This is a genomic window from Geodermatophilus maliterrae, assembly GCF_041018925.1.
Taxonomy (GTDB): Bacteria; Actinomycetota; Actinomycetes; order Mycobacteriales; family Geodermatophilaceae; genus Geodermatophilus; species Geodermatophilus maliterrae.
In genome coordinates this window covers 1-17,352 of record NZ_JBFNXQ010000103.1, presented here as the reverse complement: position 1 = coordinate 17,352, position 17,352 = coordinate 1, and the positions used below count along the sequence as shown (strand labels likewise).

The 17,352-nt window shown below is 70.4% G+C and carries 17 protein-coding genes and 1 pseudogene; 8 read left to right on the top strand and 10 right to left on the bottom strand.

The window, feature by feature from the left end; all coding sequences use genetic code 11:
• Positions 1–1,837 precede the first annotated feature (1,837 nt).
• From ABQ292_RS22170 to ABQ292_RS22160, 3 genes are all read left to right on the top strand, one after another.
• Positions 1,838–2,374 carry a phospholipase effector Tle1 domain-containing protein gene (locus ABQ292_RS22170; protein WP_369209879.1) on the top strand — a complete coding sequence of 179 codons (537 nt, stop codon included), beginning with the start codon at positions 1,838–1,840 and terminating at the stop codon, positions 2,372–2,374.
• A complete protein-coding gene (locus ABQ292_RS22165) occupies positions 2,272–2,949 on the top strand; it encodes a phospholipase effector Tle1 domain-containing protein (protein ID WP_369209881.1) in 678 nt (225 codons plus the stop codon). Before ABQ292_RS22170 ends, ABQ292_RS22165 begins: the two co-directional genes overlap by 103 nt.
• Before the next feature lie 114 nt (positions 2,950–3,063).
• Positions 3,064–3,732 (top strand): hypothetical protein, encoded by a 669-nt coding sequence (locus ABQ292_RS22160; RefSeq protein ID WP_369209878.1) that lies wholly within the window; start codon positions 3,064–3,066, stop codon positions 3,730–3,732.
• A 106-nt stretch (positions 3,733–3,838) separates the two neighbouring features.
• Here ABQ292_RS22160 and ABQ292_RS22155 read toward each other — a convergent pair whose 3' ends face one another.
• Positions 3,839–4,174: a hypothetical protein gene (locus tag ABQ292_RS22155; protein ID WP_369209882.1), complete on the bottom strand. Its 336-nt coding sequence runs from the start codon at positions 4,172–4,174 to the stop codon at positions 3,839–3,841.
• Between ABQ292_RS22155 and ABQ292_RS22150 the strand changes: the two genes are divergently transcribed.
• Positions 4,130–4,528, top strand: coding sequence for a transposase family protein (locus ABQ292_RS22150; protein WP_369209880.1), 399 nt, complete (start codon positions 4,130–4,132; stop codon positions 4,526–4,528). The genes ABQ292_RS22155 and ABQ292_RS22150 overlap by 45 nt on opposite strands.
• Positions 4,459–4,926 carry a transposase family protein gene (locus tag ABQ292_RS22145; protein WP_369209877.1) on the top strand — a complete coding sequence of 156 codons (468 nt, stop codon included), beginning with the start codon at positions 4,459–4,461 and terminating at the stop codon, positions 4,924–4,926. The genes ABQ292_RS22150 and ABQ292_RS22145 overlap by 70 nt, the downstream gene beginning before the upstream one ends.
• Positions 4,927–5,334: 408 nt before the next feature.
• Here the strand turns inward: ABQ292_RS22145 and ABQ292_RS22140 are convergent.
• The 4 genes and pseudogenes from ABQ292_RS22140 to ABQ292_RS22125 form a co-directional block, all read right to left on the bottom strand.
• A pseudogene (locus ABQ292_RS22140) lies at positions 5,335–5,565 on the bottom strand (tyrosine-type recombinase/integrase); the annotation flags it as partial.
• A 114-nt stretch (positions 5,566–5,679) separates the two neighbouring features.
• Positions 5,680–5,976: a site-specific integrase gene (locus tag ABQ292_RS22135; protein ID WP_369209876.1), complete on the bottom strand. Its 297-nt coding sequence runs from the start codon at positions 5,974–5,976 to the stop codon at positions 5,680–5,682.
• A gap of 48 nt (positions 5,977–6,024) precedes the next feature.
• A complete protein-coding gene (locus tag ABQ292_RS22130; RefSeq protein ID WP_369209875.1) occupies positions 6,025–6,330 on the bottom strand; it encodes a hypothetical protein in 306 nt (101 codons plus the stop codon).
• A 428-nt stretch (positions 6,331–6,758) separates the two neighbouring features.
• A complete protein-coding gene (locus ABQ292_RS22125) occupies positions 6,759–8,045 on the bottom strand; it encodes a wax ester/triacylglycerol synthase domain-containing protein (protein WP_369209874.1) in 1,287 nt (428 codons plus the stop codon).
• 365 nt (positions 8,046–8,410) lie between these two features.
• Here ABQ292_RS22125 and ABQ292_RS22120 point away from each other — a divergent pair, with 365 nt between their 5' ends.
• Entirely contained in the window at positions 8,411–9,433 is a 1,023-nt protein-coding gene (locus ABQ292_RS22120; RefSeq protein ID WP_369209873.1) for an LLM class flavin-dependent oxidoreductase, read from the top strand.
• 102 nt (positions 9,434–9,535) lie between these two features.
• On the opposite strand, the gene ABQ292_RS22115 is transcribed toward ABQ292_RS22120, so the two are convergent.
• The 5 genes from ABQ292_RS22115 to ABQ292_RS22095 all read right to left on the bottom strand — a co-directional run bounded on the left by ABQ292_RS22115 (position 9,536) and on the right by ABQ292_RS22095 (position 15,138).
• Positions 9,536–11,209: a CocE/NonD family hydrolase gene (locus ABQ292_RS22115; protein WP_369209872.1), complete on the bottom strand. Its 1,674-nt coding sequence runs from the start codon at positions 11,207–11,209 to the stop codon at positions 9,536–9,538.
• A 139-nt stretch (positions 11,210–11,348) separates the two neighbouring features.
• Entirely contained in the window at positions 11,349–11,900 is a 552-nt protein-coding gene (locus ABQ292_RS22110; RefSeq protein ID WP_369209871.1) for a TetR/AcrR family transcriptional regulator, read from the bottom strand.
• Positions 11,901–12,766: 866 nt separating this feature from the next.
• Positions 12,767–13,624, bottom strand: a complete 858-nt coding sequence (locus ABQ292_RS22105) for an ABC transporter permease subunit (protein ID WP_369209870.1) — start codon at positions 13,622–13,624, stop codon at positions 12,767–12,769.
• Positions 13,621–14,565 (bottom strand): ABC transporter ATP-binding protein, encoded by a 945-nt coding sequence (locus tag ABQ292_RS22100; protein ID WP_369209869.1) that lies wholly within the window; start codon positions 14,563–14,565, stop codon positions 13,621–13,623. Before ABQ292_RS22100 ends, ABQ292_RS22105 begins: the two co-directional genes overlap by 4 nt.
• A gap of 117 nt (positions 14,566–14,682) precedes the next feature.
• On the bottom strand, positions 14,683–15,138 hold the full coding sequence (locus ABQ292_RS22095) for a DUF6326 family protein (RefSeq protein ID WP_369209868.1): 456 nt from the start codon (positions 15,136–15,138) through the stop codon (positions 14,683–14,685).
• Between the two features lie 230 nt (positions 15,139–15,368).
• Here ABQ292_RS22095 and ABQ292_RS22090 point away from each other — a divergent pair, with 230 nt between their 5' ends.
• Positions 15,369–16,514 carry a sensor histidine kinase gene (locus ABQ292_RS22090; protein WP_369209867.1) on the top strand — a complete coding sequence of 382 codons (1,146 nt, stop codon included), beginning with the start codon at positions 15,369–15,371 and terminating at the stop codon, positions 16,512–16,514.
• Entirely contained in the window at positions 16,511–17,158 is a 648-nt protein-coding gene (locus ABQ292_RS22085; RefSeq protein ID WP_369209866.1) for a response regulator, read from the top strand. Before ABQ292_RS22090 ends, ABQ292_RS22085 begins: the two co-directional genes overlap by 4 nt.
• The last annotated feature ends 194 nt before the right edge of the window (positions 17,159–17,352 follow it).

Below are 17,352 nucleotides of genomic sequence, written 5' to 3'. Positions count from 1 at the left end.
ACTAGAGCGACAAGAGCCGTCGAGCGTCAGCACCCTTCCGGAACGCGGGTTGAGCGACGTCCTTCAGTAGGTCTCCAGCTTCCACGCCGGGCTGAAGCAGTCGCTCGCTTACGCGTCCAACCCACACACCCGTGAGACCGATCACCGGCGTAGCGACGAGCTTCGGGGGTGGTCGAGGGCTGCGCTGACAGCAGCTTCTCCCGGAACCCACTGAGTCGCGGCCAGCCTTCTTCCCCAGGACAGAAGCGGCGTGCCGCGAGGGGTAGGTCCGGCAAGGAAGAGAAAGACCGGAGACAAACCGGAGAATCCACCAGCAAGTCGGCGTCGCCGTCTACGCCCTCGAAAGTCCGTGGAGAAGAACTGGAGAGGAGCGGGCAAGCCTCTGAGACATGACCGCCGACCGCTCCCTCATCGCGCGGCTCGCTGCACATGAGTCGTGGGCCAACACCGCTGACCCCAGTGCGCGGACAGCCCCAGCGCGTCGTGCGCTGTTGGAACGGTTCGACCGCCAGGTCGACCCTGACGGCGTCTTGTCCCCGGCCGAGCGGGCTCGTCGGGCCGGGCACGCCCGCAAGGCCTACTTCGCACGCCTTGCCCTGCGGTCGGCACAGGCGCGACGCAAGCCCCCCACGGTGGCGAACAACGATCGCGGTGTGCTCAAGCGCGGCGAGCACCGGGCGCAGGCCACGAGCCTGCCCCCAGACAGGTCCCCTGCCGAACGAGTTACCTCCGAGTTCGAGGATCCCGAGGCGTAGCTCGCCCAGCAAGGCTCGCTGGTTGGGGCCCGGCCAGCCAACGCCGCACTTGGTGACCCCACCACCGCGACCTCGCTGCGCAGGCCGCCCCCATGGCCGAGTGCCGCTACTGAACCCAGCCGACGGACGAGGTTGTGTCGGGTTCCATCCGGAGGTCATCTCACCGACCACGAACCGCTCTCACGGACCGAGCGCCTTCCGACTACCCCGCACAGTCATGGCGATCGACGCCGCCGATGGGCATGGTGGCGTCGACGCCATTGATACAGGCGCAATCGCCCATCGCCCGCTCACGATGAGTCCGCACTGGGGGGCCAGCTCTCCAGTCTTTCCGGTGCATGGCCTCATATCCTTCGTGCTCGACGCAACAAGGCGGGGGGGCTTACGTGGTCGGGGCCGGACTTCTGGCAGCGGTTCTCTGACCGACGGGGATTAGCTATCCAACGCTTCCGAGTGACCTGCGCAATGCCTGTTGCGCACAGCGCTCATTGGTCAAGTTCTTATAGTCCCTGGGTCGTGGGTTCGAGCCCCACCCGCCCCACAGTGAGGCGTTGATCCAGGGAAACGCAGCACAGAACAGAGGACGACGTCCCGCACAGCGAAAGCCAGCCCAGTGGCCCCGGTCGGCCGTGCGGGACTTCTGCCAAAAGGCTTTGGGTGACGCGCCTCACTCGCTGTTCAAGGCCCAATTGGTCCGCCACCAGGGTTCCGCAGAAGATTGACGACCTCGAGGTCGCCGTCGCCGTCGACATGGACTCATACAGATCACCAACGGCTGCACGACGAGATCAGCCTCGTCCCGCCCGCCGAGTACGAGGATGCCTACTGCCGTCACAACCCGCCCTGGCCCCCACCGGAGTGGTTCGCTCCCCAATTCCTGAAGCTGAGCTACTGCCTCTTGAGGCTCCGCGCGCGCGAGTCTCGTCGCCACCTGGGAGATGTCGTCCCCGACCACCTCCGGGGGTCGGGGCTGGCCAGTTCGGTCGGGATTGGTGTTCTACAGGGTTAGAGGCACTCCGGCCGCGTTGACGCAGCGGTGACGCCGCCGACGTCAGGATGGGCCGCCTGCCGAGGGAGGGGCCATGCCCAAGCGTCTAGTGATCTGCTGCGACGACACCTGGAACACGCCGGACCAAGCGGCGGAGGGACGTCCCTGCCCGACCAACGTCACCAAGGTGGCCCTGGAGGTGGCGGAGAAGGGCGAGGACGGGTTGGAGCAGTGCGTCTACTACCTGCGCGGCGTCGGCACCGCACGCGGGGAGCGAATCCGCGGTGGCGCGTTTGGGGTCGGACTATCCCGCAACGTCAAGGAGGCCTACAGGGCCATCGTGGACAACTACGACCTGGGCGACAAGCTGTTCTTCTTCGGCTTCAGCCGAGGAGCCTTCACCGCGCGCAGCACGGCCGGATTTGTGCGCAACTGCGGCGTGCTAAAGCGGCAGCATGCCTCCCGTATCGACGAGGCCTACAAGCTGTACCGAGATCGAGGCGCCCACCCCGCGGCACCGAGTCCGAACTGTTCCGTCGCTCGTACTCCTACGAGCCCGACATCACCTTCATCGGCGTCTGGGACACCGTCGGTGCCCTGGGCATCCCCGTCCGAGGCCTGGGATGGCTGAACAAGCGTTGGGCCTTCCACGACACCAAGCTCAGCTCCAAGGTGAAGAACGCCTTCCACGCTCTCGCCATCGACGAGAAGCGTGGCCCCTTCCACCCGACGCTCTGGAAACCGCACGAGGACGACGTGCATCCCCCCGATCAGCGACTCGAGCAGGTCTGGTTCTCCGGTGTGCACTGTGGGGTCGGGGGCGGCTACGCCGACACCTCACTGTCCGACATCGCGCTGCTGTGGATGGTGCAGCGAGCCCAGGAGTGCCACTTGACGTTCAACCGGGACGGCTTTCCCCCGCTGCCGCCAGGGGAACCGCCCGGCGACAACCGTCCCCGCTTGGTGCCGAAGTACGACGGCCCACTCCGGGAGTCCCGTACTCGCTTCTACCGACTGTCCCTCAAGCACCACCGCAGGATCGGCGAGGACCACGCACGGACGGAGCGCGTTGCCTCGACGGCGGTCCTGCGCCATCAGCAGGATCCGTCGTACCGACCACCGCGCCTCGGCGTGTATCTCGACCGGCGCGGCCCTCGTACCGACCTCGACCCCGACTTCGACAAGATGGGCTACCGCCATCCCTGAGGTGTCCCGCCCAGTCCCCACCGTCGGTGGGGCTGTCGGTGATGGCCTCATGACCGAACCGCAGGGGATCCCCAACCCCTCACCAACGGCACGACGACCCGGGACGTCCCCGACATGATTGAAGAGCCGGCCACGGCACTGGGAACCCCCGAGCAGCGCGGTCGGCCATTCGGGGGGACGATGAACTCCCGAGACGACCAGGGACCGACAACTGCCGCTGGCCTGTCGAGCCGGCTGAAGGTCGCTCTGCGATGGCAGGCGTCGGTCTTCGCCACTGCCGCACTGGTCGGGATCTCAAGCATCGTGGCCTACTCATCGACGACGCCTCCGGAACTGCGCCTGCGCGTCCTGGGCATGCTGTTCCTCTTCGGAGCCGCCGCAGTGGTGCTCGGCGGGCTGCCAGGGTTCCTCTTCGGTGTCCCTCGCACGACGACAGCGGTGTACGACGCTGGTCGTGATGTTGCGAGCGGCGATCCCGTGCCATCGGTGACGCCCGGCAAGACGCTGCCGAACACCAACCTGGAACAGATATCAGACTGGCTGACGAAGGTTCTCGTCGGGGTGACCCTGGGGCAAGTCAGTAATATAGGACCTGCCGCAAGGCGACTCTTCAATGGGATGACCGAAGAATTAGGGGTCGACGATCCTTCTTCTGCATTCGTCGGGGCGCTCGCCATCTATGGCGCGGCGTTGGGCTTCATGTACGGATGGCTCGCGGCGCGCGTCTGGATCGCCTGGACGATAGCAGCGCTGGACGGAGGCGAATCCCATGGAACCCAATGATTGCTCACCCTCGACGCTCCTTCCGACTTTCTCGCTGAGATGCTCGTAGTCCTGTCAAGACGTCGGCGAGCAGGACCCGCGCAGAGTCCGCGACCGAGAGGGATGTTCAAGTGAGCCGCTCGGAGATGGTCGCCCTGGCCAGCGTGAAGGATGGTTTACGACCTCGTGCATGGTTAGCGGGACGGGTTGCTCGTGACGGACGGAGCAGGCTCGTGATGTGTCCAGGACGCTGGCCCGTGCCGCTGCTGTCGCCGATCGCCGCGTGACCGGACTGTCCCAGGAAGTGCTCGCCGAGCTGGTCACTGAGCTCGGGCCGAAATGGCAGACGCGCCAGGACGCGCGACTGGCCGATCGGCCGCGCCAGCGGGCGATCGGGGCGGGCGCGCGGCACCGGCTGGTGTTCATTGACCGGTTGCTGGCCACCTTGGTGCACCTGCGCCACGGAGTTACCCACGATGTGCTGGCCTGCTGGTTGGAGTCTCTCGCTCCACGATCACCCGGGCCGTCGGGGAGGGCGCCCGCTGCTGGCCGAGCGCGGCTGCACCGTGGGGGGCGGGGTCCGGCTGCGCACCCTGGCCGACGTGGTCACTCACCTGAGGGCGAGCGGGCAGGTGGGTCTGCTCGATGCCACCGAGGTGCGGGTGCGCCGCCCGGCGGCCGGTCGGGCCGGCCGGCCGGCAGCGGTTCGTCTCGGGCAAGGCGCGCGCGAACACGGTCAAGGCGCTGGTGGTCACCGACGCCGTCGGGCGGCTGCTGTTCTGCGGGCAAACCCGCCCGGGCTCCGTCCACGATCTGACGCAGGTCCGCCAGGCCGGTCTGGTCGAGCTGCTGGCCCTCATCCCCGGCGTCATCCTGCTGGCCGACGCCGGCTACCAGGGGCTGAGCACCCAGACCGCCGGCGCGGCCATCACTCCACGCCCGGCCCGGCGGAAGAACCAGATCCCGGTCTTCCCCGCCGTCGCTGCGGCGCACGAGGCCGAGCGCAGAGCTCACGCATCGCAGCGCATCCACGTGGAGCACGGCATCAGCCACCTGAAGAACTGGCGAGCCCTGTCCCGACACCTCGGCCGACGCGACCACCTCGACACGATCCTGCCCGCGGTCGCCGGCCTGGTCTCCAGCCAGGAACGAGCCCCAAGACCTGATCAGCCTCACCACCCGCCGAGAGCTTTCCCGGCCGGCACCGCCGCGTGATCGAAGAGACCCTGGCCGGGTCGACGACGGCCCGCCGCTAACCACGCACGAGGTCGTATGTCCCAGCACTCCGGCGACCATGCAGCCTGAGCGGGTGCAGGTCGGTTCAGCAGTCCGCGTAAGACTCGGGTATTCGACGACCCACGCTCCCGCGTGACCTGCGTCGACGCAGGTGAGCACAGCGCACAGGGCGTGGGCACTCATAATCCCTGGGTCGTGGGTTCGAGCCCCACCCGCCCCACACACGAAACCGCATGTCAGCGCGGTGGTCGCTGGTCGTCGAGATTGCGGATCTCGGCCGGCGCCCATGGCGCCCACAACACGCTCCGTGACCGCCTGGTCGTGGGCGGCGCCCATGCGTTCGGCGAGGGCGCTCAGGTCGTCGTCGAACAGGCCTGAGTAGACGTCGAGCGTCATCGCTGCGGAGGCGTGCCCGAGCATCCGCTGGACCGCCTTCACGTGGGCACCGGAGGCGATCAGGAGGCTGGCCGCGGTATGCCGGAGATCGTGCGGACTCACGTTCTCCGGTCCTGCTGCAGTGGCCGCCGGGTCGAAGAAGCGGCGCCGGAAGTTGCCGGACCGGAGGACTGCACCCTCGGGCGAGGTGATCACGAGGTCGTCGGGACGCTGCCCTCGCACCGGCGTGCGAGGGGCTCGGCGAGCGCGACGGGGACGGCACGGTGTGCTGCTGGTGCGTCTTCGGCGATCCGAACTCGACGGTCCCGCCGACCTCGGTGGCGCTCTCGGTGATCGTCAGCCGGCGGCGGAGGAAGTCGACGCGGCGGACGCGCAGACCGGCCAGCTCACGAAGCGCAGCCCGGTGTAGGCGAGCAGCCGGACGGCGTCGCCGTACTCCCCCGCCGCCTCGGCGAGCCGCTCGAGCTGCTCGCGGGTGAGGAAGCGCGGCTCGGCCCGCCGCACCCGAGGGAGCGGGACGCCGACCTCAGGGTTACGCGGGATGCGGCCGTCACGGACGGCGAGGGTGAGGACGAGCGCCAGGACGCGGTGCGCCTGGCGCACGGTGGCCGGCGCGAGGCCGCCGTCGCTCATCTGCGCCACCCAGGCGGCGATGTCGGCGTGGGTGACGTCGGCCGACCGCTACCGACCCCAGCGCGGGAGGACCTGCGACCGCAGCAGCGACCCGTAGCGGTAGCGCGTACTGGGCTTCAGGCCGGTCTGCGCGTCGAGCCACTGTGCCGCCCAGGCCTCCACGGTGACCCGCCCGCGCTCGGGGGCCGTCCAGGTCTGCGTGACGAGCGCGGAGGTCTGCTCGTCGAGCCACCGCTGGGCGTCGACCTTCCGCCGGAAGCGCCGCTCGTGCTGTTGGCCTCCGATGTCGCGGTACCGGGCCCGGTAGCGCTTGGTGCCGTCTTCCAGCTCGACCGTGTTGATCGACCCCGCCATGCGCGGACCGTCCCCACGAGGTGTCCCCGCGTCAACGACGCGAAGCGTTCGACTGTGGACAACGGCGCTTGTGTACTGGGTGCCGCGGCGCACCGCTCCGGGCGGCGAACGCCCGCAGCCCTGGCAGCCTGCGACGGCGCGTAGGTCGCCCGGTGCTCCTCGGCGAGCTCCGTGGAGGTGATCACGTCACCCCTCCCGCTCGACCAGGCCGCTCGCCGCTCGCCACCGTCCCTTCCGGGAGGGACCGATCCGATCGCTCCTCCACCGAGCGCGGACGCCTTCCGCTTCGGCTGCGAAGAGCCCTGCGGTCCCGTCCCGAGTCAGCGGCTCGATCGGTCTCGCGGCATGCTTCGCCGCTGTGTCGGGTGGATCGCCTCAGATGCACTCCCCCCGCGCCCGCGCACAGCCGTCACGTGATCCGAACAGGCTCACCCGGCAGAGGTGACCGCGGTTCCGTTCCGGTCGATGTGCAGCAGCTCGGCCGTCGCCTGCTCGACCGCGGCGGCGAGCACGTCGACGTCCCCGACCACCGAGGGGTCGGCGACCAGCCCGAACCCCAACCGGTCGGCGACCGACAGCACCCCCACCCGCAGCGCGTGGTGCTGCGCGACCTCGACGAGTGGCTGAACGGCGCCGACAGGCGCGTCGAGCACGGTGACCGGCCGGTCGGGTCCCCGGACATTGGACACGTTGAGCGCGAACGAGCGCCCGCTGCGCTGCAGCCGCTGCGACCATCCGGCCAGGCGGGGTGAGAGTCGCGCCAGCCGGTCCATGAGCTCGTCCAGTTGCTGGGCGTCGTGGCGGGCCTTACGTTGCGCGGTCTCTCGGCGGACGGCGAGCAGCCGCGCCACGGGGTCCGGCTCGTCCACCGGCAGGTCCACCCGGAAGTACGAGTCGCGGTTGCCGACCTCGTCGCCGTCGTGGTGCAGGGTCACCGGCACCTTCACCGTCAACCCGTGGAGCGGCCCGTGCCGGTCCTCCAGCCACCGGCGCAGCGCACCGGCCACCACCGCGAGCGCGGCGTCGTTGAGCGTCGCCCCGGCCAGCCGGCGAGCGGCCTCGCGCAGCGCCGCCACCGGTGCCACGGCGAGGGCGACCTCCCGCTCGCGGCCGACCCGCGCGTCGAACGGCGAGCGACGCAGTCCGGGGAGGAGCTCGCCGGTCAGCACACCGGGCAGCGAGGAACGTCCCGGACCGACTCCGGACGTCCGGGGGGTGTCAGTCTCGGAGCGGTGCTCCCCCGCGTCATCCGCGGCCGGCGCCGGGTCCCACAGCACGTCATCGGCCAGGCGCATGACCGTTCCGCCGTCGGCCAGGGCATGGTGCACCCGCCACACCAGGAGCGCGCCGCCGCCCGCGAGGGAGCCGAGCACGTCCATCCGCCACAGCGGCCGGCCACGGTCGAGATGCTCTCCGAACAGCCGGGCCAAGACGGTGCGCACGCCCGCCTCGTCGAGCGGGCCGGCACCGTCGACGGCCCGGACGTGCGCCGCGACGTCTACCTCGTCCGGGCGCCACACCGGCTCCTCGGACGTCCCGCTCAGGCGCCAGGTCAGCCGGGGCGCGGCCGGCAGCCGCCGGGCGACCGCGTCGCGGAGCAGCCGCAGGTCCGGGGCACCTTCCGGCAGGTGCACCACCGTGGCGGTGTGGCCGACCAGTTGGGGACCCTCCAGCGCGAGGATCACCCGGTCCTCGGCGGTCAGCGGGACCTGCACGGCAGCAGCCTGCCGGTGCGGCGTGGGTCCGGACAAGCGGAATCCCCGGTCCCCTTGCCCGTCGTCCCCGTCGCGGCGCATCCGGCCGGTGGTGCGCGAACTGCCAGGCGCCGTCGATCCGGAGCGCTCCCGACGGCTGCACGACCGTCCGCCGGTCTCGTCACGAGCCAGGATCGTCGACAGCCGACCCGGCGACCGCTACGTTGCCGCGCGTCGGCATCGACCGTGCCATGTGGGGGTGTCGTGTCCATCCGCCGAGGAGATGCCGCGACGAGGAGTGGGACGGCCCTGTCCCCGACGGAACCGCGCCCGGGACCGGGCCGTCCGTCCGCCACTGCAGCCGATCGCCGGGCCAGCGGGGCCCGATGAGCACTGAGTTCTGGCTGCACGGGTTCCCTGTCCCACGCCGGGCCAGCGCGCTGGCGGTGCAGGCGGAGGCCTGGGGGTTCGACGGCCTGCTGCTCGCCGACAGCGAGAACCTCGTGGGTGATCCCTACGTGGAGCTGGCTCTCGCCGCCCGGACGACGCGGCGGTTGCGGCTCGGTCCCGCCGTCACCAACCCGGTGACCCGCCATCCGGCGGTCACCGCGTCGGCCCTCGCGACGCTGCAGATCGAGTCCGGCGGGCGGGTAGTGGTCGTGCTCGGTCGAGGCGACTCGGCGGTCCGGCAGCTGGGCCTGCACCCGGCCACCACGGAGGAACTGGAACGGGGGCTCGACCAGCTGCAGGGCTTCCTCGGCGGGCGGGCCGTTCTCTCCGGCGGTGGGGTCGCCGCCCGCATGGGGTGGATCGAGCCCTTCCATGCGGATGAGGTCCCGGTGTCGGTGGCCGCGACAGGTCCGACGACCATCGCGATCGGGGCCCGCCGTTGTGGGCGGGTGGACTTCACCGTGGGGGCCGATCCGCGGCGGGTGGCGTGGGCGGTCGCCGAGGCTCGGCACGCCGTCCATGACCAGGGGGCTCCGCTCTCGCTGGGCGCCTTCGTCAACGTCGCCGTCCACCCGGACGCCGCGGTGGCGCGGGACCTGGTCCGCGGCAGCGCGGCGATCTTCGCGCACTTCGTCAGCGAGGGTCCGCACGACGTCGTGCCGGACGACGACCGTGCCGTGATAGAGCGGGTGCGCGCGGCCTATGACGAGGCGGCACACGGGCTCACCACGGCAGGGCAGGCGGCACTGCTCCCCGACGCCTTCCTCGACCACTTTGCCGTCGCCGGCTCCCCCGAGCACTGCACCACCCGGCTGCGGGAGCTGATCGACCTGGGACTCGACCGGATCATCGTGGTCCCCGGCTCCCGGGACGCCGACCCCGACGTCCTGGCCGCCTCGAACGAGCTCTTCGCCGCCGAGGTCCTGCCGAGGCTCCGGACCGCGACCGGCGCGGAATGACGGACCGGATGCGCACGCAGGGCAGCCGGCCTCGCTCGTGCTGCTGAGGCACGTCGATGAAGCCGCCCGGGCGTGGCTGCGTCTCCTCCACCGGCCGTCAGATCAGGGCGCCAGGAGCGGCACCTCGGTGACCTCGATCCAGCTGTCACCACCGAAGTGCACGGTGTTGCGGCAGGGGTAGGGCGGCACGGGCATGTCGAACTGCGCGTAGCCCTCACTCGGGTCTGCACGCAGCAGGTCGATCCGGCTGGCGAGCTCGAGCCGCAGGACGTCACCGCGGCGCAGCAGCGTCGGCCCGGGCGTGAGACTGAAGCGCAGGACGACCGGCTCGTCCGGGACGAGGGGTTGTCGGCGGCCGGCGTCGATGGCGATCTCCAATGGCGTGCTGCGTCCCTCCTCCTCGGTGCGGGACACGGGACGGATCGCGCCGAGGGAAAGCTGGTGGCACTCGCCTGCGGCGTCGAGACGGGACAGCCGGGCCACGACGTAGGAGTCGATCTCGTTGCAGCTGTAGGTGAGTCGGGCGGTGACCGGACCGGCGAGCCGGGTGTCCTCCCCAACCGGCAGATCGAAGGCGAGGACCTGGTCGACCACCTCGTCCAGGCCGCCGAGCTGCGGCAGCCCCAGGGGGACGGCGACCCAGGACCCGGAGCCCTGAGTCGCCGCCTCGCGGCTCAGCCGGTGGGTGACGGCGTCCCCGTCCGGGGGCCCGAGGTACAGACGCCGGACCTCCCCGCCGGCGGGCGGGAAGGCGGTGGCGGTGTCGAAGCGCTCGGCGCCCTCGACCCAGTAGCGCACGTGCGGCTGCTCGGCGTAGCCGTTGTCGGTGCCGCGCAGGACGTGGTCGAAGAAGGCCAGCGCCTCGCCCTGCCACGAGTAGACCGGCAGGTCGTACGCGGGCGGGGCGAGGATGAGCCATCGGGAGTCGGCACGTGTCCCCGCGTTGGCGACCAGGTCGTAGCAGCCGAACTGGTGCAGGTTGAAGTACCCGAGGTTCTGCACGACCGTGAAGGGCACCTCGACGTCGCCGAGCGTGGCAGTGGGGCCCTCGGGAATCGTCGCCTGCGCGCGCGTCTTCTCGTCGAACATCCAGGCCGCGTAGATGCGGCGCATGAACTCCACGGGCGTGGCGGTCTCGAAGGACTGGAACATCCCCGACACCCGGTGGTGGACCAGCCGCTCGAGCAGCGGGTGCAGCGGGCCGTTGGTGACCTGGCTGAGGAGCGCACGACGGTCCGGTGACAGGCGCTCGTCGTAGCTCTCCTGCGCGTAGTTCGCACCCATCCAGATGGCGACGAAGAACCAGGCAGGTACTCCGGCGAAGTGGACCAAATGGCGCCACAGGTCGGTCGACACCTCGTTGCAGAACAGCGCCCTGAGCGCCGGCGGCTTGCGCGCAGCGACGCTGAGCTGGGACACGGCGTAATAGGAAGTGCCGAAGAGGACGACCTCCCCGTTGCACCACGGCTGCTCGGCTGCCCAGGCGATGACCGCCTCGTGGTCGTCGACGTCCTGCGGATCGAAGAACATCACCTGCTCGCCGGTCGAGCGGCCCATCCCCCGGCGCTCGACGACGACGGGGCAGTAGCCGCGGTCGGTGAACACCGGCGGTGAGCCGATCTCGTTCGAGCCGGCCGGGATGCCCGCCGTGGCCTTCTCGGTGGCGTAGCCGCCGAAGGAGACGACGGCCGGATAACGGCCCGGTGCTCGGGGGACGTAGACGTCGGCGTGCAGCTCGGCGCCTCCGGCGACCGAGACGCGCTGGTCGACCAGCACGCGATTCCCGAGCCCTTCCATCGCAACGGCGCGTGGTTCCCATCCGGCGTACTGCCGGCCGGCGGTCGAGCCCCTGAGGGGGATGTGCGTGCTCATGCCGGTGCCTCTCCTGGGTCGGTGCTGCGGGCGGTGTGGGCAGTCAGGTGCAGTCCTGTTCGGTGCTCAGGCCGGTGAGCAACTGGGTGAGGACCTGCTCAGCGCGGCCGCGGAACGCCTCTGCACCGGTGGCCAGGGCGAGGACGGCGATGCCGGTGGAGGTCGCCTGCAACAGGGCGAGTGAGGCCTCGGTCGGCTCGGCGCCGAAGGAGGTGATCAGCTCGGCGCCGAGTGGAGCGATCCCGGCGCCCAGTGCGGCAAATGCGCGGCGTACTCCCGGGTCGGCATCGGCGCTCTGCGTGAGCGCCGTCAGGATCCGCGTCTGACGGGGGTCGAGGAGCACGTCGACGAGGCCGGTGACCTTCGCCGCCGGTTCCTCGGCCGACACCGCCGCGCGCAGGGCCTCGATCCGTCGGCGCACGGCCTCGTCGGCAACATCGAGCAGCAGGTCGGCCCGCGTGGGGAAGTAGTACGTGAGATGGCTCTGTCGCAGCCCGGCACGCCGGGCGACCCGCGGCTGGGTGAAGCCGCTGAGCCCCTCCTCCTGGATGACGTCGAGCGCTGCCGCCACGATCGCCTCCCGCCTGGCTGACACGTGGGCCTCCTGGTTGGTTACCTAACCAAGGTGACGGAGCGCTGCCGTGCTGACAAGAGCCGGAGACACGGCGCGGCATCCGCGCTCCACCTGGCACGGATGACCCGGAGGACGTTCAGGCGACCGCGTCACCACGACAGGCGCTGGGAGCCGTTTCGGCCGCCGTCCCGCCCGCTGTCAGCGATCACGCGCGGCCTGCGTCCTCGGGTGCCGACCGCCGACGGCGTGCGGCCATCGCGGGAACCGTCGGCGCCGACACGCCTCGGGCCAGATGACAGGGCTGCTTCAGCTATCGAAATGGGCCTCCAGGCTAGGAGGAGAGAGGAACGTCCATGGCTCCCGGTCGGTCCCCACCGGGGCTCACTGGACGCCAGCGCCACTACGTCCCGGCACTCCGGCGGACCGTGCCGCCTGAGCGGGTGCAGGTCGGTTGGAGCGATCTGCGTAAGACCCCAGTATTCGACGACCTACGCTCCCGCGTGACCTGCGTCGACCCAGGTGAGCACAGCGCACAGTGCGTGAGCACTCATAATCCCCGGGTCGTGGGTTCGAGCCCCACCCGCCCCACCAATGAATACCAAGGTCAACAGCGTGCCGCTTGATCTTTGATCTTGAGGTTCGGGTCCCGCGCCCACACGGTGCCCACAGTTCGCGAAGTCTTGAGGGCGTCGTGTGCGGCATCAATGTGCTCTCGAGGGGGTCTGGCGTCTCCCATGACTCTCAGCGGGCCTGCACCGGGTCGCTTCGGTACGCCGTCAGTGCGGCGGCGTCATCGTTGGTCATTCGGCGCAGCACCAGATGCTCGGTGGCGGCCAGGATCTCCGCGGTCCTAGTGCTCTGCTCGTTGGGGTATCGAATGCAGGGCGTCAGGCGTCGCGTCGGTGCAGCGTGACGGCGGCCGCCGCGAGAGGGACGACAGCGTAGGCGGCCATCACGATCAGGCTCGCTTGTGTGGAGAGGTAGGCACCTTGAGTCTCGGCTGCTCCGGTGGTCAGCAACGCCGAGGACGCCGGCAGCGGTAGGTAGCTGACGATGGTCTCTACCCAGTCCAGGCGGATGAAGCTGAGGATGCCGGGCAGCAGCAGCAGCACGGTCAGGGCAGCGGTCAGGCTGGCAGCGGTGGAGCGTAGGAGCGTGCCGACGCCCAGCGAGAACAGGGCGGCGGCGATGAGGGAGTAGAGGGCGCCGCCGAACACGCGCCAGGAGCCCGGGTCGTCCAGCGCTGGGACGAGGTCGTACTGCGAGAGTTGGGGCATGGTGAGGACGTAGGACAGGGTCACGCCGACGAGGGTCACGACGACGGTCAGGACGACCAGGGTGAGGGCTTTGGCGGCAAGGACCGGGATCCGGGTCGGGACTGCGGCGAACGTGGAGCGGATCATGCCGGTGGCGTATTCGCCGGTGATGAGCAGGGCGCCCAGGACGGCGATGGTCAGCATCCCGAACTGGAATCCGCTGGAGATGACCTCGGCGCCGTGCATCTGCTCGACGCCCGGGGCCAGTGCGGGGTCGTCGGCCATGGCGTTCAGGGACGCGGCGGCGGCCAGGGCCACCAGCGTGATCACTGCGACGGTGGAGGCCAGCGCCCACCACGTCGAGCGCAGGGACAGCAGCTTGATCCACTCCCCGCGCATGACCCCCGCGAAGGTGGGCTGCACCTGCGCGGCGGCGGGCGGGGTGGCGGCGTGTGAGGTCGTCGGGGGGTCGGCGGTCAGGGTGCTCATCGGTTCTCGGTCTTCGCGGTCCTGGAAGTGGTGGGGGTGGTGTGGGCGCAGTACTCGACCGCGTCCTGTGTCAGGCTCATGTACGCCTCCTCGAGGCTGGCGCGGCACGGGGACAGCTCGTGCAGCAGCAGCCCGTTTCTGAAGGCGACCTCGCCGACGCGCTCCGCGGTGCTCCCGCTGACCTCGAGCATCCCGGCCTCGAGCGAGGTGACGGTCGCACCGTTGGCGGCCAGAGCGGCGGCGAGCTCACCGGCGCGCGGGGAGCGCACCCGCACCGCGCCGCCGCCGACGGAGTCGATGACCTGCTGGACCGAGCCGGCGGCGATGATGCGACCGCGGCCGATCACCAGGAGATGGTCGGCGGTCTGGGACATCTCGCTCATCAGGTGAGAGGAGAGGAAGACGGTTCGTCCATCGGCGGCCAGGGCACGCACGAGCTCGCGGACCCACTGCACGCCCTCGGGGTCGAGCCCGTTGACCGGCTCGTCGAGGATGAGCGTCCTGGGGTCGCCCAGGAGGGCGGCGGCGATGCCCAGGCGCTGGCCCATGCCGAGGGAGAACCCTCCGACGCGCTTGGTCGCGACCCCGGCCAGGCCGGTCATCTCGATGACCTCGCTGACCCGGGAGGCCTTGATGTTGTGGGTGGCGGCCATGGAGCGCAGGTGCGAGCGGGCGCTGCGGCCGGGGTGCACGGCGCTTGCCTCCAGCAGGGCGCCGACCTCGCGTAGCGGGGCACGGTGCTGCCGGTAGGGCATGCCGTTGACGGTGACGGTGCCCGACGTCGGCCGGTCCAGTCCCATGATCATGCGCATGGTTGTGGACTTGCCGGCGCCGTTCGGGCCGAGGAACCCGGTGACGGCCCCGGGCGCGATCGTGAAGCTGAGGGAGTGCACGGCGGTGGTGCCGCCGTAGCGCTTGGTGAGCTCGCGTGCCTCGATCATGACCGGGACCTCTTCTGCGGATGGGGTGGGACGGAGTGCTCAGCAGCGGACGCTGAGGCAGGTGACCGTGCCCGCGGGTGGCGCGAGCGAAGGACGGTCGGGCCCCGGGGCGGGCAGTCAGGCCTGCTGCGGCGTGCGGAGCGGCTCGCTGTCGAGGCGGGCTGCCAGGGTCGCCGGTGATGCGGTGCGGCGTGGCCAGGTCCAGGCGGAGCGCAAGATGAAGGCCAGGAGCAGCAGCTCGATTCCGATGGAGAGGCCGTAGAAGAAGGCCCAGTCCCAGGACTCACCTAGCGCGTTGATCATCGAGTAGGGGATGTAGAGCGATGCAACGACGAGGTTCGTGGCGCGGTTCACCCGGGCGGGAAGCGTCATGGAGAGCATCACCATCAGGGCCGGGATCGCCACGGACGCGAGCATCATGGTCAACAACGTCGGGCTGATGTCGAGCACAAAGATAACGCCGGCGCGGAGGTCGTCGATGACGCCGGGCTTGTGTAGGTGGAAGTAGTCGACGTAGATGTACAGGAACATGAGGCTGGTCCATGCGGCTGCGAGTTTGGCCTGCACGGGCATGCGCAGATCTTCCAGCGCGCTGCGGGATGGCGGATTCTCTCGTGCGGTGTGGGATTGAGGCGTTCTCATCACAAGGCTCCTTGGCTTGATCGGGTGGGTGCTTCCACCTTCACGGATGCCGGCGGCGGGCACATCAGCCCCGGAGCCTGATTCGACCTGGCCGTTCGCACAGCCGGGCTCTCGTACTTTCGGCCGATACCCCGAGCACGCGGGCTGCCTAGGCTGATCAGATGGCCACCAGCGCACTCCACGCGCTGTGGGTCGAACCTCGACCCACGAATGCCCCGGACCGGGGGCCGCGGGACTGGGCCTTGGTCGCAGCAATGGCCGGCTGGTCCCTCGTGGAAGCGGTGCTTCGCCAGGACCTGGCGCCGCGCCCGCTGCTGCTGCTCGACACGCTCGCGCTCCTCGGCCCCCTGCTGTGGCGACGCACGCACCCGCTCGTCGCAGTTGTGGTCTCCTTCGGCACGTTGACGATCGTCGACAGCGTCAGAATCCTCACCGAGTCGCACGGCGGCCTGCTGAACAGCGTGTCCGCGGCGCTGATCCTGGCCTACGCCCTGTTCCGGTGGGGCTCCGGTCGGGAAGCCGCAATCGGCCTCGGCGTCATCCTGCTCTGGCAGCCCATCACCACCGTCGCCGACCCCACCAGCCTGTTGGGCACGGTCGGGGCGTACGCGTTCTTCCTGTCCGCCGCCGCGCTCGGCGCCGCGATCCGCTATCGCGCGAAGTTCCGCATCCGCGACATCGACCAGGCCAAGGCCCGCGAGCGCGAACAGCTCGCTCGCGAGCTCCACGACACCGTCGCCCACCACGTCTCGGGCATCGCCATCCAGGCCCAAGCAGGACGTGCCATCGCGGCCTCCCAGCCCGAGCGTGCCGTCGAGGCCCTGGCCGTCATCGAGGACGCAGCGACCCGCACCCTCACCGAGCTGCGCGCCATCGTCGGCGTGCTCCGCGCCTCGCAGGACACCGAGTTCGCGCCGCAGCCCGGCGTGGCCGAGGTCGAGCAGCTCGCCACCGATGGCCAGGCCCGTCCCTGCGTCGAGGTGACGCTCTCCGGCGAGTTCGACGACCTCAGCCCGGCGGTCGGGGCCGCGATCTACCGCCTGGCCCAGGAGTCCATCACCAACGCTCGACGGCACGCCCGCCACGCGACCCAGGTCACCGTCGCCGTCACAGGCGACGCCGACCGGGTACGGCTGACCGTCGACGACGACGGCTCCGCCGCTGGCGGCCGCGCCCCAGCGGGCTACGGCCTGGTGGGCATGCGGGAACGCGCCTCACTGCTCGGCGGCACCTTCCACGCAGGCCCCGCCGCCGAGCGGGGCTGGCGGGTAGAGGCCGTCCTGCCCCGAACCGGGACGCCACGATGAGCATCAGGGTCCTCATCGCCGACGACCAGCCCATCGTGCGCACCGGGCTGACGATGCTGCTCGACGCCCAACCCGACATCGACGTGGTCGGCGCGGCCGCCGACGGGCGCGAGGCAGTCCGCCTGGCGCTCCAGCTGCGCCCCGACGTCGGCCTGTTCGACATCCGGATGCCCCTGATGGACGGCATCGAAGCCACCCGACGCCTCGCCGGCCCCGACGTCACCGACCCCCTGCCGATCGTGGTCATCACCACCTTCGACCTCGACGAGTACGTCCACGGGGCGCTCAAAGCCGGCGCCCGCGGGTTCCTGCTCAAGGACGCCGGACCCGCCCTGCTGACCCAGGCCATCCACGCCGCCGCCGACGGAGACGCACTGATCGCACCGAGCGTGACTGTCCGGCTGCTCGCAGCGTTCGCCCACGCACAGACCTCATCACCGAGGCAGCCGATAGAACCGCTCACCGCCCGCGAGGAGGAAATCCTCCTGCCTGTGGCCCAAGGTCGCACCAACAACGAGATCGCCAGCGAGCTCTACATCACCCCCAGCACCGTCAAAGCCCACCTCGCCAGCCTCATGCGAAAGCTCGGCGCCCGAAACCGCGTCGAGGTCGCCATGTGGGCCCACGAGACCGGCCGCATCTGACGCCGCAAAGGCTCCCGCCGCCGTTTGCCGCACCGGTATTCCGCGTAGTTCAGTGCGGAAATGACCCTTCGCCGGCCGTGGGGCCGGGTTGCGACGGCTGGAGGTGTCCTCGTCCCCGGCTCCGGACAGTGCGGTTGCCAACCGGCCCGGCGATGCTTGTCGTCCACACTTCCCCAGGCGCTTCCCACAACCCG